At 68.1% G+C, this 14,314-nt stretch carries 15 protein-coding genes and 2 rRNA genes (1 of these 17 only partly in view); 11 read left to right on the forward strand and 6 right to left on the reverse strand.

Annotated features, from left to right (window positions below; genetic code table 11):
* Nucleotides 1-2: 2 nt before the first annotated feature.
* From AMYNI_RS0114695 to AMYNI_RS0114725, 7 genes are read left to right on the forward strand one after another with little or no spacing between them, the layout of a single operon-like run.
* Nucleotides 3-986 (forward strand): MCE family protein, encoded by a 984-nt coding sequence (locus AMYNI_RS0114695; RefSeq protein WP_026360463.1) that lies wholly within the window; start codon nucleotides 3-5, stop codon nucleotides 984-986.
* Nucleotides 983-2,053, forward strand: coding sequence for an MCE family protein (locus AMYNI_RS0114700; protein ID WP_020668783.1), 1,071 nt, complete (start codon nucleotides 983-985; stop codon nucleotides 2,051-2,053). The genes AMYNI_RS0114695 and AMYNI_RS0114700 overlap by 4 nt, the downstream gene beginning before the upstream one ends.
* Nucleotides 2,050-3,117 carry an MCE family protein gene (locus tag AMYNI_RS44585; protein WP_020668784.1) on the forward strand — a complete coding sequence of 356 codons (1,068 nt, stop codon included), beginning with the start codon at nucleotides 2,050-2,052 and terminating at the stop codon, nucleotides 3,115-3,117. Before AMYNI_RS0114700 ends, AMYNI_RS44585 begins: the two co-directional genes overlap by 4 nt.
* Complete coding sequence (locus tag AMYNI_RS44590) at nucleotides 3,114-4,289, forward strand: MCE family protein (RefSeq protein WP_020668785.1); 1,176 nt, start codon at nucleotides 3,114-3,116, stop codon at nucleotides 4,287-4,289. The genes AMYNI_RS44585 and AMYNI_RS44590 overlap by 4 nt, the downstream gene beginning before the upstream one ends.
* A gap of 15 nt (nucleotides 4,290-4,304) precedes the next feature.
* Nucleotides 4,305-4,871, forward strand: a complete 567-nt coding sequence (locus AMYNI_RS44595) for a hypothetical protein (protein WP_020668786.1) — start codon at nucleotides 4,305-4,307, stop codon at nucleotides 4,869-4,871.
* Nucleotides 4,872-4,884: 13 nt separating this feature from the next.
* Nucleotides 4,885-5,646: a class I SAM-dependent methyltransferase gene (locus AMYNI_RS0114720; protein WP_020668787.1), complete on the forward strand. Its 762-nt coding sequence runs from the start codon at nucleotides 4,885-4,887 to the stop codon at nucleotides 5,644-5,646.
* A gap of 31 nt (nucleotides 5,647-5,677) precedes the next feature.
* Nucleotides 5,678-5,932 (forward strand): DoxX family protein, encoded by a 255-nt coding sequence (locus tag AMYNI_RS0114725; RefSeq protein ID WP_020668788.1) that lies wholly within the window; start codon nucleotides 5,678-5,680, stop codon nucleotides 5,930-5,932.
* Here the strand turns inward: AMYNI_RS0114725 and AMYNI_RS0114730 are convergent.
* Together AMYNI_RS0114730 and AMYNI_RS0114735 are read right to left on the reverse strand one after the other, a co-directional pair.
* Nucleotides 5,929-7,047, reverse strand: a complete 1,119-nt coding sequence (locus AMYNI_RS0114730) for an alpha/beta hydrolase family protein (protein ID WP_020668789.1) — start codon at nucleotides 7,045-7,047, stop codon at nucleotides 5,929-5,931. The genes AMYNI_RS0114725 and AMYNI_RS0114730 overlap by 4 nt on opposite strands.
* A 46-nt stretch (nucleotides 7,048-7,093) precedes the next feature.
* Complete coding sequence (locus AMYNI_RS0114735; protein WP_020668790.1) at nucleotides 7,094-7,696, reverse strand: hypothetical protein; 603 nt, start codon at nucleotides 7,694-7,696, stop codon at nucleotides 7,094-7,096.
* Between the two features lie 129 nt (nucleotides 7,697-7,825).
* Between AMYNI_RS0114735 and AMYNI_RS0114740 the strand changes: the two genes are divergently transcribed.
* The 4 genes from AMYNI_RS0114740 to AMYNI_RS0114755 all read left to right on the forward strand — a co-directional run bounded on the left by AMYNI_RS0114740 (nucleotide 7,826) and on the right by AMYNI_RS0114755 (nucleotide 10,357).
* Nucleotides 7,826-8,158: a PadR family transcriptional regulator gene (locus AMYNI_RS0114740; protein ID WP_020668791.1), complete on the forward strand. Its 333-nt coding sequence runs from the start codon at nucleotides 7,826-7,828 to the stop codon at nucleotides 8,156-8,158.
* Nucleotides 8,158-8,607, forward strand: a complete 450-nt coding sequence (locus AMYNI_RS0114745) for a VOC family protein (RefSeq protein WP_020668792.1) — start codon at nucleotides 8,158-8,160, stop codon at nucleotides 8,605-8,607. Before AMYNI_RS0114740 ends, AMYNI_RS0114745 begins: the two co-directional genes overlap by 1 nt.
* Before the next feature lie 15 nt (nucleotides 8,608-8,622).
* Nucleotides 8,623-9,798: a DNA glycosylase AlkZ-like family protein gene (locus AMYNI_RS0114750; RefSeq protein ID WP_020668793.1), complete on the forward strand. Its 1,176-nt coding sequence runs from the start codon at nucleotides 8,623-8,625 to the stop codon at nucleotides 9,796-9,798.
* A 115-nt stretch (nucleotides 9,799-9,913) separates the two neighbouring features.
* A complete protein-coding gene (locus AMYNI_RS0114755) occupies nucleotides 9,914-10,357 on the forward strand; it encodes a type II toxin-antitoxin system Rv0910 family toxin (RefSeq protein ID WP_020668794.1) in 444 nt (147 codons plus the stop codon).
* Here the strand turns inward: AMYNI_RS0114755 and AMYNI_RS44600 are convergent.
* From AMYNI_RS44600 to AMYNI_RS0114775, 4 genes are all read right to left on the reverse strand, one after another.
* On the reverse strand, nucleotides 10,354-10,764 hold the full coding sequence (locus AMYNI_RS44600; RefSeq protein WP_020668795.1) for a hypothetical protein: 411 nt from the start codon (nucleotides 10,762-10,764) through the stop codon (nucleotides 10,354-10,356). The genes AMYNI_RS0114755 and AMYNI_RS44600 overlap by 4 nt on opposite strands.
* Nucleotides 10,765-10,778: 14 nt before the next feature.
* On the reverse strand, nucleotides 10,779-11,813 hold the full coding sequence (locus AMYNI_RS0114765; RefSeq protein WP_020668796.1) for a DNA polymerase III subunit beta family protein: 1,035 nt from the start codon (nucleotides 11,811-11,813) through the stop codon (nucleotides 10,779-10,781).
* A gap of 126 nt (nucleotides 11,814-11,939) precedes the next feature.
* Nucleotides 11,940-12,056, reverse strand: a 5S ribosomal RNA gene (rrf, locus tag AMYNI_RS0114770).
* 89 nt (nucleotides 12,057-12,145) lie between these two features.
* A 23S ribosomal RNA gene (locus AMYNI_RS0114775) occupies nucleotides 12,146-14,314 on the reverse strand (it continues 955 nt past the right edge of the window).

Raw genomic sequence — 14,314 nt, forward strand, 5'->3', positions numbered from 1 at the left:
CGATGAAGACACTGAAGGAGTACAACCCGGTCTGGGTCGGCCTGTTCGGCGCGATGCTGATCGGCGCGCTGGTGGCGGCCTCACTGATCGCCGGCTTCTTCGGCATCGGCGACGAGCGCTACCAGGCCGAATTCCAGCACACCGGCGGCATCCGGGCCGGCGACGAGGTGCGGGTCGCCGGGATGAGCGTCGGCAAGGTGACCGCCACCGAGCTGGCCGGGGACCGGGTGCTGGTGTCCTTCCGGCTCACCCGCGACGTGCGGCTCGGGCCGACCACGCACGCGTCGATCAAGCTGGCCACCCTGCTCGGCGGGCGTTACGTCGAGCTGCAACCGCTCGGCGAGGGCGAGCTGCCCGAGGAGCGGATCCCCCTAGCAGCCACGTCGGTGCCGTTCGACCTGCAGAAGGTGATCGAAACCGGCGGGCCCGCCATCGAACAGCTCGACGGCGCGAAGCTGCGCGACTCGCTGAAGGTGCTGGCGGACAGCTTCCGCGGCACTCCGCAGCAGGTCGGCGAGACGCTGGACGGCCTCGGCCAGCTGTCCGAACTGGTCACCGCCAGGGAGGGCCAGCTCCGGCAGCTGCTGGACGGCGCGGACGCGGTGACCACCATGCTGAACGACAACCGGGCCCAGCTGTTCACCCTGATGGGCCAGGCCGACGGCCTGCTCAAGCAACTGCTGCACCGGCGCGACCTGATCCGGAACGTGCTCACCGACTTCCGCACGCTGACCGGCCAGCTCAAGGACATCCTGAACGAGAACCGGCCCCAGCTCGAACCGCTGCTGGCCAACCTGTCCGGGGTGACCGACGTGCTGCAGCGCAACGACGACGCGGTCGGCCGGTCGCTCGAACTGCTCGCCCCGGCCGGCCGCTATCTGGCCAACACCTTCGGCAACGGTCCGTACGCGGAGATCTACCTGCCCTACGCGATCATTCCGGACAACCTGCTCTGCGCGAGCGGTGTGGTGAAGGGGTGCAAGTGAAGAAGCTGCTGTTCCCGATAATGGCCGCGCTCGCCGGGCTGCTCACCGCGAGCGGGTGCACCGTGTTCACCGAGCCGGTCATCACCGTCACCGCCCAGTTCCGCGACTCGGTCGGCCTGTTCCCCGGCAACGACGTGGCCATGCTGGGCATCCCGGTGGGCAGGGTGACCGGGATCGAACCACGCGGCACCCATGTCGTGGTGGCGATGGAACTGAAGGCGGGCATCAAGATCCCGGCCACGGCCGGCGCGGTGACCGTCTCGCCGTCGGTGGTCACCGACCGGCACGTCGAGCTGACCCCGGTCTACTCCGGCGGTCCGGTGCTGCGCGACGGCGACCTGATCCCGCTGGAGCGCACCAAGACCCCGGTGGAGATCGATCGGGTGATCAAGGCGGTGGACGAGCTGGCCGCACAACTGTCCAAAACGGACGGTGGCACCGGGGTGCTGAAGGACGCCACCGACGTCGGCGCGCAGAACCTGGCCGGCAACGGCGACCGGCTGCGGGAGACCTTCCAGGCGCTGGCCGGCGCGGTGGACTCCGGCTCCGGGCAGCGGGACGCGCTGGTCGGCCTGGTCAAGAACGTGGACTCGCTGCTCGGCGCCGCGGCCGAAAACGACGCCACGATCAGGTCCTTCAGCACCGGGCTGACCGAGGCGAGCGAGCTGTTCGCCGCGCAGGCACCCGAGCTGGGCGCCGCGCTGCAGACGCTGAACGACCTGCTCGACGAGACCACCACCCTGGTCGACGAGAACCGGACGACGATCCGCGACAGCCTGGCCAAACTGCGCACCACCACCGGCACGCTGGCCGAGCACGGCCGCGAGCTGGCCGAGTCCGCGGACGTGCTGCCACTGCTGTTCCAGAACGTGACCAGTGCGGTCGACCCGGCCACCGGGCAGCTGCGGGTGCACGCCGACCCGGCCGAGATCATCCTGGACACCGAGCTGCTCAACGGGGCCTGCAAGGCGCTCGGGCTGAACCTGCCCGGTTGCCGCAGCGGCAAGGTGGCCGAGTTCGGCCCCGACCTCGGCATGACCGAACTCCTGCTGGGGGCGGCGAAATGAGGGCACGCGCGCTGTTCGCCGGGATGTCGCTGGTCCTGCTGAGCGGCTGCGGGGTGACCGCGGCCGACCTGCCGCTGCCCGGCGGCGGCGTGCCCGGCGAGTCCTACCGGCTGAACGCGGTGTTCTCCGATGCGCTCAACCTGCCGGAGAAGGCGCACGTCAAGCTGGACGGCGTCGACATCGGCCGGGTGCAGGAGATCGTCGCCAAGGACTACACCGCCAGGGTCGGCATGCTGATCTCGAAGAACGTCACGCTGCCCGGCGGCACCAGCGCCGAGCTGCGCCAGGCGACCCCGCTCGGTGACGTGTTCGTCGCGCTGCACCGCCCGGAACGGCCGGGCCCGCCGATCCGGGAGGGCGACACCATCGGCCTGCCCGACACCAGCGCCGCGGCCAGCGTCGAGGACACCCTGAGCGCACTGTCCACTTTGGTCAACGGCGGCGGGCTCGGGCAGCTGAAGACGATCGTCACCGAGGTGAACACCGCGCTGGCCGACCGCGGCCCGCAGACCCGGAACCTGCTCGGCGAGCTGAACACCACCCTGGCCACGCTGAACGCGCGCACCGGCGACATCGACAGGGTGCTCGCCGCCACCCAGTCCCTGACCACCGTCGCCGAGCAGCGCCGGGGCACCGTGGACGCGGCGCTCGCCGAGTTCACCCCGGCGATGAAGGTGCTCGCCGAGCAGACCGGCGGGCTCACCGACGTGCTCGGCAAGGTCGCCGCCGCCGGGGCCACCGGCGACCGGGTGCTCGGCGAGCTGCGCGGCGACCTCACCTCGAAGCTCAACGACCTCGGCCCGGTGCTGGACGGTTTCGCCGCGCTGAAGGACTCGCTCGGCCCCACCCTGCGCGGCATGGTCACCCTCGGCCAGTACGTGGAGGGTGCGACGAAGGGCGAGTCGGGTGCCGGTGAGGCTCGCTTGGCCGGCCTCACCGGCATCCCGTTCCTCTCGCCGGGTGAGTCCGTGCGGATTCCCGGGTTCGAGGACCTCAACGGCGCGCTGGGCACGATCAGCGACAACCTGATCGACCTGCTGAAAACCTTGGGGGGCAACGGATGAGGTACCGGATCCTGCTGTCCAACCTGGCGCTGTGCGCGCTGCTGCTGCTCGGCGCCGGCTACCTGCTGCTGGAGGTGGTGCGGATCGACCCGACCGCGAAACCGTTCACCGTCACCGTCTACCTGGCCCAGTCCGGTGGCCTGCTGGACACCTCGGAGGTCACCTACCGCGGCAGCAGGGTCGGGCAGATCGAGCAGATCGGGCTGCGGCCGGGTGGGGTGGCGGTGCGGGCGCGGCTGGACGAGGGCACCCGCATCCCGTCGGACACCGAGGTGGCGGTGGCCAACCTGTCCGCGGCCGGCGAGCAGTACCTGGACTTCCGGCCGCGCACCGACGCCGGGCCGTTCCTCACCGGCGGCGCGACCGTCGAGCAGCGCGACACCAGCACACCGACCCCGTTCGCGCAGCTGATGGTGCACCTCGGCGACCTCTCCGGGCAGGTCGAGCCGGGCCGGCTGGACGTGATCGTGACCGAGCTGGCCAAGGCGTTCTCCGGCAGCGGGCCGCAGCTGCGCCGGATCCTCACCGGCGGGGAGTTCCTGCTCACCGGGCTGGAGGAAGTGCTGCCGGAGACCGTGCGCATCCTGGACAACGGCCGGATCACCCTGGACACCGTGGCCGGGCTGCGCGACGAGCTGGACCGGTTCGGCACCGCGGGCCGCACGCTCGGCGCGCAGTTGCGCGCGTCCGACCCGGAGATCAGGCAGCTGCTCGACGCCAGCCCGGACGCGTTCAAGCTGGTGGACGGCCTGATCGCGGAGAACAAGCCGACCATGGCCGCGCTGCTCGGCGACCTCGGCACGGTCAGCGAGATCGTCTCGGTGCGCAAGGAGGCGATCGGCGAGTTCCTGCCGGGGCTGACCGGGCTCGGCGACTCGCTCGCCGGCGTAGTCCGGAACGGCGCGCTGCAGATCGCCGCGGACATCTACCCGCGAGCGGCCTGCGACTACGACACCCCGCGACGGCCGCCCACCGAAGCGGGCAGCCCGGCGCCCCGGCTCTACCGCTACTGCACCGACACCGCGCCGGACCTGCAACAGCGCGGGGCGGTGAACGCGCCGCGGCCACCCGGTGACGACACGGCCGGTCCGCCGCCCGGGGTCACCGGCGACGAACGCGCGTCCGCGCCGTCCGGCTGGGCCTCGGACTACCTGGCCACGCTGGGGAACTGAGAGAGGAGCAAGGCGATGATCGAACAAGGCACCGAAGACACTGCCGACACCGCGAACACCACCGACGTCGAAAAAGAGGACGCCCCCGAACCCGTCAAGCGGCGCCGCCTCCCTCGGCTGACCACCCTGCTGGCCGCCGCGCTGCTGCTGGCCGCGGTCGGCGCGGGCGTCACCTTCGCCCTGCTCTTCAAGGACAAGGCCGAGGTCGACTCCGCCGCGAACGCCGCGCTGGGCACCGCCCGCAGCTACGCGGTCACCGTGACCACCTACGACTACCAGAACCTGGACCGGAACTTCGCCGACGTGCTGGACGGCGCGACCGGCGAGTTCAAGGACCAGTACACCGGCGCAAGCGGCACCCTGCGCCAGCTCATCCAGCAGGCCAAGGCCACCGCCAAGGGAACCGTGATCGACGCCGGGGTGAAGTCGGCCGGTGCGGACCGGGTGGATGTCACCCTGTTCGTGGACCAGTCGGTGACCAACGCCGCGGCCGCCGAGCCGAGGGTGGACCGCAACCGGGTGCTGATGACCCTGGAGCGGCACCAGGACCGCTGGCTGGTCAGCAATCTCCAGCTGGTGTGAAAGGACGGAGAACTTGACGCACGGCATCGAGCTCGACCGGCTCCGCGAGCTGCTCGACCCCGGCCGCGCGCCGGAGATTCCGGAAGTTCCGGCCGAGGCGGGCTATCTCGACCTGCTGCCGCCAGAACAGTCGCGACCGCGGACCCCGGCGCAGGCCGCCATGCACAACCCGCTGGTCGCGGCCGTCTACGAACGCTGGTGGCGACCGCTCGGCGGACTGCTGATGGGCCTGCACGGGCCGCGGATGGCCGAAGAACGCGGCAACGCCGCGCGGATGCTCGGCCTGACCGGTGAGCAGCTGGTGCTGGACGTGGCCTGCGGGCCTGGCAACTTCACCCGCGGTTTCGGCGAGGCGTTGAGCGGCAAGGGTTTCGCCGTCGGCCTCGACGTCTCGCCGCCGATGCTGGCCCGCGCCGTCCGGGACAACCGCGGCGACCGGGTGGCCTATCTGCGCGCCGACGCGCGCACACTGCCGTTCCCGGACCTGACCTTCGACGCGGTGGGCTGTTTCGCCGCGCTCTACCTGGTGCCGCAACCGTTCGTGGTGCTCGACGAGCTGATCAGGGTGCTCGCGCCGGGCGGCCGCGTCGCCGTGCTCACCAGCTGCCGCACCGGCGTGCCGGGACTGCGCGGGCCGGAGACCCTGATCGCCAGGACCGCCGGTCTCCGCCTGTTCGAGCGGCACGACATCACCCGCGTCTTCGAACGCCACGGCCTGCGCGACATCGACCAGAAGGTCACCGGCTTCGCCCAGTTCGTCACCGCCCGCAAGTGACTTCGCCCTAACACAGAGAGAGAAGGTATTCATGGCAAAGCGTGCTCGCCTGTTCGGTCTGCTGCTCGCCGGCACCGGTGCGGCCCATTTCGCCGCACCGGCCCTGTTCGAGCCGGTGTCCGCGGCGGCGTTCCCGAAGGACACCCGGCAGTGGGTGTACCGAAACGGCGCCACCGAACTGACGCTCGGGCTGGCGCTGGCCGGCAAGCGCACCCGCAAGCTCGGCGCGGCCGGCCTTGTCGGTTACGTCGGCTGGCTCGGCAGCCGAGTCCTCGCCCAGCGCTAGGACCAGAACTCGACCTCGGGGTTGGCCGGCACCGGGCCCTCGAGCAGCGGCTGCGGCCGACCGCGCAAGTTCTCCTCGAAGAACGCGACCAGGTACGCCCTGGTCAGCTCGGTCGCCCGCGCCCCGCTGATCGTCTCGGTCGGGTCCTTCACCCCGAAGTGCTCACCGAGCACCGAGAGATCGGTGAAGCTGGAATGCCCCGCCCCAGCCACGGTGAGCCAGCGCTTCCAGTCCGTCAGCCGCGACCACGCCTGCGGCCAGGAGGTGTCCTCGCCGCTCGGGGTGTGCGACTGCGCGGTGCCCAGCATCAGGAACGGCCGGTCCAAACCGGACTCCGGCACCGGCTCGATGAACGAGCCGTCCATGTTCACCCCGGCCAGCACCCGGCGATCAACGCTCATCGTGGCCGACGCCGAGTTCCCACCGATGGAGTGCCCGGCCATGCCGATCCGCCGGGGGTCGATCAGCCAGCGGCCCGCCCAGGCCGGGTCCCGGCCGAGCAGCCGGTCGAGCACGAAGGACACGTCCGCGGCACGCACCGTCGGCACCATCTCGACCTGCTCCGATTCGCACGCCACGCAGCCGGTGACCTGCCCGTCCGGGAACTGCGTGCCGTTGGACTCGTAGTTGTGCCCGATCAGCGCGATCACGTAACCCCGGCTGGCCAGCTCCTCGGCCAGCCCGGTGAGCGCCGAACGCGGGTGGCCGAACCCCGGCGACAGCACCACCAGGGGGAAACCGTGCGGGCGGGGCACCGGCGGCGCGGCCAGCCGCGCGCCGCTCCTGGTCGCGGCGACCAGTTCGGGCCGCACATCGGGAATGCCCTGCAGAAAGAGGGTGGCCTCTTCGGTGCTCAGGTACTGCCGCGGCGCGCCGACCGGCAGCACGGCGGGGTAGAACATCGACACCATCAGCTGCCGCGGCCCCGACTCCGGCACCCACGGGTCGGTCCTGGACCGGTCGGTGAGGTGCAGGGTGTCCGACCCGACGGCGTACTTGCCGGTGGCCGCCGGCAAGGTGGCGGGCACCGGCCCAGCCGCCTGAGCCGTCGCCGGGGCGAGCAGCGCACAGACCGCGAACACGACCAGCGCGAACGCGGTTCTCATTTTGGTCATGCACCGAGGCTAGAGAAGCCGTTCAAGCCTTCGAAACCATCGAAAGTCAACGATTGCCGTCCAGCACGGTGAATCGGGCACCCAGCAGTACGCCACCGCAGGAGAACGTGACCAGGTGCCTGCCCACGGGGGTACCGGCGCGGACCGTGCCGCGGTACCGCGCCTGCCCCTCGGCGACGATGTCCAGCCGCTCGGCGGACGGCGGCGTTTCGGTGCCGCCGAAGGTGCAGACCAGCCGGATGCCGACCTCCTGACCGACCCCGGCCACCTCGGGCGAAAGCACGATCTCCCCGCACCGCTGCCCCGGCTGGCCCGATCCAGCGCCGCACCACCGCACGGCCGGCGGGTCGAGCACGGTCAGCTCGGCGCTCACGGTGACCCCGTCGCAGTCGAGGGACACCGGGTAGCCGCCCGCCGGCACGGCGAGCACCACGGCACTGACGTACTCCGCCGTCCGGATCGCCGTTTCCAACGCCGGTGACGACGGGCCGCGGGTCACCGTCCCGGCGCACCGCCAGTCGATGTGCACCTGCCCGCCGGGTCCGGCCGTCGCCGGCGCGAGCCGCACCGACGGTTCCGGCTCCGCCGCCACCGGCTGCGCCGCCACGAAGATCGCGACGAGCACCAGGAACACGCGTTTTCGCTTCATCGCAAACCCCGAATTCGCCTCGTCCAGGGTAGATCCGGTGCCTGTCGCCGGCCGCGGGTTTCCCCCATGTGGTTGACCAGCTCACTCCACCATGGATATATTCACAGCGGAAAGAGTGGAGGATCGACGATGGCCGGACAACCGCCGACCCCGGCGGTCTTCCACCTCCTGCTCGCCCTCACCGGCGGCCCGCGGCACGGTTACGCGCTCGGCCAGGAGGTGGAGCGGCTCAGCGGCGGCCGGATGCGCCTCGGCGCCGGCACGCTGTACCGCTCCCTGCAGCGAATGCGCGTGGACGGACTGCTCGCCGAGGAAGGCTCGGACACCGAGGACGAACGGCGGCGCGTGTACTCACTCACCGCGGCCGGTCGCCGAGCGGCCGCCGAAGAGGCCGAACGGCTGCGCGAGCTCGTCCGCTTCGCTGTCCAAAAAGGACTGTTGTCCCCGGAACTGGAGTCGTGATGCTCAGCGAGTTCGCCCCGATCACCGTGCAGCTCATCGTGGCCGACGCGGACGCGGCGATCACCTTCTACCGCAACGCGTTCGGCGCCGAAGAGGTGGTCCGCAACCTGGCCCCGGACAGCGGCAAGGTGATGCACTGCGAGCTGTTCCTGCTGGGCACCCGGCTGCTGCTGCACGAGGAGTTCCCCGGCCGGTCCGGTCCGGCGGCGCTCGGCGGCACCCCGGTCACCCTGCACCTGTACGTGGACAACGTGGACGAGGTGTTCGCCCGCGCGGTGGCCGCCGGCGCGACCGTCGAAATGCCGCTGCAGGAGGCGTTCTGGGGAGACCGCTACGGAATCCTGCTCGACCCGGCCGGGCACCGCTGGTCGGTGGCCACCCCGAACGACGACCCGGCCCCGAGCGAGCTGCACGAACGAGCCGAACAATGGGCCGCCAAAGAGCGGTAGCCAAGGGGAGAGAAAATGCAGAAGCTACGCGCCTGGTGGTCCCACCGGCAGGGCCTGGACGGCACCCTGACCGGCCTCGACGCCGGCGAGGTGCTGGCCCGCAGCGGCTGGGCCCGCTCGGTCGGCGGCGCGGCACCCTATCTGGGGCTGTTCGCCAGGGCCGGGCTGGACCGCGAGACAGTCGATCAGGACGTCGCGGACCAGCGCATCCACGAGCTGCCCTCGGCCCGCGGCTGCACCTACGTGCTACCGGCCGCGGATTTCGGGCTTGGCCTGGCGGTCGGCGCCGGTGCTCCGGAAGGCGAACTGGCCGGTGCGGTCAACCGGCTCGGTGTCACGCACACCGAGGTGGACGACCTGTGCGCCGCGGTCGTCGGCGCGCTCGAGCAGTCCACCGAACCACTGGACCCGGCCGGGATCAAAGCTGCCACCGGCGATGCTGCCCGCAGCCTCGGCGCAGCGGGCAAGGCGAGGGGCCTGTCCAGCACCCTGCCGCTCGCGCTCGGCCTGTTGCAGTCCCGCGGCGAGATCCGCCGGGTACCCGCGAACGGGCGGCTCGACCAGCAGCGCTACGGCTACGTCCGCTGGACCCCTCCGGCCAAGCCCGACGACCCGGAAACCGAACTGGCGCGGCGCTATTTCTCCTGGGCCGCGCCCGCTTCGCTGAAACATTTCCGCTGGTTCTCCGGATTCACCGCCGCGGTCGCGAAGAAGGCGGTGGCGCCGCTGGATTTGCGGCCGATCCCGGACACCTCGCTGTTGCTGCCGCCCGAGCTCGCCGACGAGTTCGCCGAGTTCAGCACCCCGCGCGAGCCTTCCTATGCGCTGCTCGCCGGAATCGACGGAATCCATCTGCTGCACCGCGAATTCTCCCGGCTGCTCGACCCGGCGGAGGCGGCGCGCCCGGTTCCGGACGGTAAACCCGGCCGAACTCTGGGCGACGAAGCGGACTCGCCGTGCCATCTGATCATGGACCGCGGCCGGTTGATCGGGCTGTGGGAGTACGACACCGCGGACGCGCGGATCGCGTACAAGCTGTACGTCGAAGAGACTTCGTTGCTGCGTAAGGTGATCAGCCGCACCGAGGGCTTCGTCCGGGAACAGCTCGGCGACGCGCGCAGCTTCAGCCTCGACTCGCCGAAGAGCAGGGCAGCGCGAATCGAAGCGCTGCGAACCTGCACAGTGGACTGAATGTAACTCTTTCGGGGGTATATCTGCGTACATTCCGTGGATGAACGCTCGGCAAACAGCAGTTCTCCTGTGCGAGTACTAGATTCCTGGTGACTCGCAGTAGGGAGAGAAAGCCATGGCCAAGGTGACCGTTTGCGGCCGAGTACCGACATCCCCGGAGCAGACCTGGGCGACCGCTGCCGATCTGCCGCGGTTCGCGGACTGGCTGACCATGCACGAGGCATGGCGCGGCCAGCTGCCCTCCGAGTTCACCGAAGGCACCACGCTCACGTCGGTGGTCACCATCAAGGGCCTGCGCAACCGGATCGCCTGGCGGGTGGTCTCCTACGACGAGCCCCACTCGCTGGCGATCTGCGGTGACGGCGTCGGCGGCGTGCGGGTGGACCTCGTCCTGTCGATCCGGCCGGAGGGCGACGGCTCCCTGGTCGGAATCGACGCGCAGGTGACCGGGAAGCCGGTGTTCGGCCCGATCGCGATGACACTGGGGCGTGCGGTCCGAGGCGAGCTGACCAAGTCGCTGGCCAACCTCGAAGCACTGCTCAGATCGCCCTCGGCCTAGTCTTCCGAGATTTCCGCGAGAGCGTACGTGATCGAATCGCGATACGGACCGGCCGGCACGTCGTCCAGATGTCGCACGGCCAGCAGATAGTGCTCCCTGGCCTGCTCCGGCCGGTCGAGCTCCCGGTAGGCCCGCGCCAGATTCCCGTGCAGGGAAGCGTAAAAACCCCGCACCCGCTCGTCACCGACCAGGTCCGCTCGGTTCAGGCACTCCTGGTTCCAGTGCAGTGAATCTTCCGGCGTGCTCTGCTGCCTGGCCAGATAGTGCGCGGCGATGCAGGCGTCGTAGTCGTCCTCCGCGGCCTGCCAGGCTCGCAGGAACAACGCACCCGCGACATCGGCACGGCCTTCCTGCTCGGCCTGCATACCTTCCACGCACAACTGGACGACCGGATTCGTGAGATCCATGATTCTCCCTGAGGTCAAAGCGCTACCGGCATCACGAGGGTGGTGAAGCTGCCCTGATCCGCGGACCGGACGACCACCGGTTGCGCCGCGCCGGAGATCTCCAGCAGCACATCCGGCCCAACGCTGGCGTCGAGCGCCTGCCCGAGCAGCACCGGATCGAACGCGATCGTCAGTCCCGGCCCCGAATACAGCACCGCGAGCGCCTTCCCGCCGGCGACGAGCAGTTCGTCCTCGCTCAACTCCAGCACCACCCTCGTGCCGTCCGACCCGAGGACGGCATCCCGCAGCACCAGCCGATCAGCCACCACGCGGTGCTCCGGTGCCGCCAGCGCGGCCAGCACCTCGCGATAAGCCGGGAACTCCGCGTCCACCGTGCTGACGTCGCGGCTGTCGGCCGCGCCGCGGAACCGCAGGCCGTCCGCGTCACCCTCGATGACGACCCTGGCCTCTCTGGCCGCCCATCGCCCGAGCTCCGCCAGCCCGGTGTTCGCGAGCAGATACCGGCACGGCCCGCCCCAGCTCTCCACCGGGTTCAGCACTCGCAACGACAGCCGGTACCGGTCCGTCGCCACCACCCGGACCTCCGCGTCCCCGAGCTCCAGCAACACCCCGTTCAACGCCGGCACTTCGCCGTCGCCCACCGCCGGCGCCACCTGCCGCAACGCCCCGGCCAACTCGGCCCCGTCCACGTCGGCGGACACCCGCCCGCCGGACACCGACCGCAGCAGTTCATCGATCGCCGCCCTGGCCGTGTCCGACTTCTCCCTGGCACGCCGCAGATGATTCCTGAGCACCTTCTCGGCCTGCTCCGCCGATCCGTCCAGCACCGCGACCGCATCCGTCAACGACACTTCCGCCGCCCGCAACCGTCGCAGCAGAACCGCCCGCTCCTCCTGCTCCGGGTGGTAGTACCGATACCCGGTCGCCGCGTCCACTTCCGCCGGCCGCAGCACCGCGCAGTCGTCATAAAACCGCAGCGCGCTCGGCGTCAACCCGACCCTTCGCGCGAACGCGCTGATCCCCAGCAACGATGACTTGTTGTCTCCCATGCCCCGAAGTCTCCGCCTTCAACCCGCTCGAAGGTCAAGGCACACGGTTCTGGGCATAAAAAAGTGGTGTGGGTCCCGGGAGAACCTCTGGGGTTCTCGACCGGGTCCCACACCACATTAAAGGGTGTTCGGCGGTGTCCTACTCTCCCACACCCCTTCGGGTGCAGTACCATCGGCGCTGGCAGGCTTAGCTTCCGGGTTCGGAATGGGACCGGGCGTTTCCCTGCCGCCATGACCACCGTAACTCTATCAACACCACACACTCTCTCTCCCGTGATGGTTCACGGGTGGTGTGGTGTTTCAGAGCTGTAGAGCGGATGCGTAGCATGTTTGTGGGCAAGTCCTCGGCCTATTAGTACCAGTCAACTCGATAACACCTCACGGTGCGTCCATTTCTGGCCTATCAACCCAATGGTCTCTTGGGGGCCTTAACCCACAAAGGGGTGGGAGACCTCATCTTGGAACAGGCTTCCCGCTTAGATGCCTTCAGCGGTTATCCCTTCCGAACGTGGCTAACCAGCCATGCCACTGGCGTGACAACTGGCATACCAGAGGTTCGTCCGTCCCGGTCCTCTCGTACTAGGGACAGCCTTCCTCAAGTCTCCTACGCGCGCGGCGGATAGGGACCGAACTGTCTCACGACGTTCTAAACCCAGCTCGCGTGCCGCTTTAATGGGCGAACAGCCCAACCCTTGGGACCTACTCCGGCCCCAGGATGCGACGAGCCGACATCGAGGTGCCAAACCATGCCGTCGATATGGACTCTTGGGCAAGATCAGCCTGTTATCCCCGGGGTACCTTTTATCCGTTGAGCGACACCCCTTCCACCAGGTGGTGCCGGATCACTAGTCCCGACTTTCGTCCCTGCTCGACCCGTCAGTCTCACAGTCAAGCTCCCTTGTGCACTTGCACTCAACACCTGATTGCCAACCAGGCTGAGGGAACCTTTGGGCGCCTCCGTTACTCTTTAGGAGGCAACCGCCCCAGTTAAACTACCCATCAGGCACTGTCCCTGAACCAGATCATGGTCCGAGGTTGAGATTCCCAATTCGACCAGAGTGGTATTTCAAGATTGACTCCACCACCACTAGCGTGATGCCTTCACAGTCTCCCACCTATCCTACACAAGCCGAACCGAAAACCAATACCAAACTATAGTAAAGGTCCCGGGGTCTTTCCGTCCTGCCGCGCGTAACGAGCATCTTTACTCGTAGTGCAATTTCGCCGGGCCTGTGGTTGAGACAGCCGGAAAGTCGTTACGCCATTCGTGCAGGTCGGAACTTACCCGACAAGGAATTTCGCTACCTTAGGATGGTTATAGTTACCACCGCCGTTTACTGGCGCTTAAATTCTCAGCTTCACCCCCCAAAGGGAGTTAACCGGTCCTCTTAACGTTCCAGCACCGGGCAGGCGTCAGTCCGTATACATCGAATTGCTTCTTCGCACGGACCTGTGTTTTTAGTAAACAGTCGCTTTCCGCTGGTCTCTGCGGCCAACTCACCCTAGCCCGCACGGGGCTTCAAGTGCTTTGGCCCCCCTTCTCCCGAAGTTACGGGGGCATTTTGCCGAGTTCCTTAACCACAGTTCACCCGATCGCCTTAGTATTCTCTACCTGACCACCTGTGTTGGTTTGGGGTACGGGCCGTACATGTTCTCGCTAGAGGCTTTTCTCGGCAGCATAGGATCACCCTACTTCACCTCAACGGCTACGCATCACGTCTCAGAGTATACGAGGTACGGATTTACCTATACCTCCTCCTACACGCTTACACCAGTACTACCATTCACTGGCGGAGCTACCTTCCTGCGTCACCCCATCGCTTGACTACTACGGAATCAGATCCCACGCTCCACACCACAACTCCACCCGAAGGCTTCACCATGATGCTTTGGGTGGTTAGTATCAACCGCCTCATCAGGGACGAACATACACGGGTACGGGAATATCAACCCGTTATCCATCGACTACGCCTGTCGGCCTCGCCTTAGGTCCCGACTTACCCTGGGCGGATTAGCCTGGCCCAGGAACCCTTGGTCATCCGGCGGCAGAGTTTCTCACTCTGCTTTCGCTACTCATGCCTGCATTCTCACTCCCACACCCTCCACCACTGGTTCACACCGTGGCTTCCCTGGATGCAGGACGCTCCCCTACCCATCAACACGACTACACAACAACGCGAACGTTGAAGCGGATCTCTTGTGTCAATGACACAGCTTCGGCGGTGTGCTTAAGCCCCGCTACATTGTCGGCGCAGGACCACTTGACCAGTGAGCTATTACGCACTCTTTCAAGGGTGGCTGCTTCTAAGCCAACCTCCTGGTTGTCTGGGCAATCCCACATCCTTTCCCACTGAGCACACACTTAGGGGCCTTAGCTGGTGTTCTGGGCTGTTTCCCTCTCGACGACGAAGCTTATCCCCCGCCGTCTCACTGCCACACTCTCACACACCCGTATTCGGAGTTTGGTTGATTTCGGTAACCCGGTAAGGCCCCTAGACCAT

This window comes from Amycolatopsis nigrescens CSC17Ta-90 (genome assembly GCF_000384315.1).
Lineage (GTDB): Bacteria > Actinomycetota > Actinomycetes > Mycobacteriales > Pseudonocardiaceae > Amycolatopsis > Amycolatopsis nigrescens.

Coding starts and splice junctions, on each gene's coding strand:
- AMYNI_RS0114745 (WP_020668792.1), top strand. CDS start 8,158: ATGCTCAGCGAGTTCGCCCCGATCACCGTGCAGCTCATCGTGGCCGAC.
- AMYNI_RS44600 (WP_020668795.1), bottom strand. CDS start 10,764: ATGGATCTCACGAATCCGGTCGTCCAGTTGTGCGTGGAAGGTATGCAG.
- AMYNI_RS44595 (WP_020668786.1), top strand. CDS start 4,305: ATGATCGAACAAGGCACCGAAGACACTGCCGACACCGCGAACACCACC.
- AMYNI_RS0114765 (WP_020668796.1), bottom strand. CDS start 11,813: ATGGGAGACAACAAGTCATCGTTGCTGGGGATCAGCGCGTTCGCGCGA.
- AMYNI_RS0114735 (WP_020668790.1), bottom strand. CDS start 7,696: ATGAAGCGAAAACGCGTGTTCCTGGTGCTCGTCGCGATCTTCGTGGCG.
- AMYNI_RS0114755 (WP_020668794.1), top strand. CDS start 9,914: ATGGCCAAGGTGACCGTTTGCGGCCGAGTACCGACATCCCCGGAGCAG.
- AMYNI_RS44585 (WP_020668784.1), top strand. CDS start 2,050: ATGAGGGCACGCGCGCTGTTCGCCGGGATGTCGCTGGTCCTGCTGAGC.
- AMYNI_RS44590 (WP_020668785.1), top strand. CDS start 3,114: ATGAGGTACCGGATCCTGCTGTCCAACCTGGCGCTGTGCGCGCTGCTG.
- AMYNI_RS0114725 (WP_020668788.1), top strand. CDS start 5,678: ATGGCAAAGCGTGCTCGCCTGTTCGGTCTGCTGCTCGCCGGCACCGGT.
- AMYNI_RS0114730 (WP_020668789.1), bottom strand. CDS start 7,047: ATGACCAAAATGAGAACCGCGTTCGCGCTGGTCGTGTTCGCGGTCTGT.
- AMYNI_RS0114740 (WP_020668791.1), top strand. CDS start 7,826: ATGGCCGGACAACCGCCGACCCCGGCGGTCTTCCACCTCCTGCTCGCC.
- AMYNI_RS0114695 (WP_026360463.1), top strand. CDS start 3: ATGAAGACACTGAAGGAGTACAACCCGGTCTGGGTCGGCCTGTTCGGC.
- AMYNI_RS0114750 (WP_020668793.1), top strand. CDS start 8,623: ATGCAGAAGCTACGCGCCTGGTGGTCCCACCGGCAGGGCCTGGACGGC.